Source organism: Wolbachia pipientis (assembly GCF_001752665.1).
In the GTDB taxonomy this organism is placed as follows: Bacteria; Pseudomonadota; Alphaproteobacteria; order Rickettsiales; family Anaplasmataceae; genus Wolbachia; species Wolbachia pipientis_A.
The window spans coordinates 84285-84619 of the sequence record NZ_MJMG01000006.1 but is presented as its reverse complement, the minus strand read 5'-3'; the positions used below and the strand labels follow the sequence as shown (position 1 = coordinate 84619).

The following is a 335-nucleotide window of genomic DNA, read 5'->3' as shown; positions in this document are numbered from 1 at the left end:
AGCTCTATCTATGTTGGCAAATATAATAGATATTTATAAGTAAATGTGGCTGGGTGGCAGAATGGCTTATGCGGAGGACTGCAAATCCTTTTATACCGGTTCAATTCCGGTCCCGGCCTCGTATGACTATTGACTTACTTGATTAAATATATAGAATTAATGAAAAAGGGTAGATATGGCGGTTAAAATAAGGTTAGCAAGATTTGGAGCGAAAAAGCGTCCTTTTTATAGAATTGTTGTTGCAGATGCACGTGCGCCTCGTGATGGGCGTTGTATTGAAAAAATAGGGCATTATAATCCTATGCTGTCAGAAAATCGTGTGAAAGTAAAAGTAG

The 335-nt window shown here is 38.2% G+C and carries 1 tRNA gene and 1 pseudogene; both read left to right on the top strand.

Going from position 1 to position 335, the window contains the following annotated elements:
* The first annotated feature begins 47 nt into the window (after positions 1 to 47).
* Positions 48 to 119 (top strand) — tRNA-Cys (locus BIY23_RS02950).
* A gap of 56 nt (positions 120 to 175) precedes the next feature.
* Positions 176 to 335, top strand: a pseudogene (rpsP, locus tag BIY23_RS05480) (30S ribosomal protein S16); the annotation flags it as partial.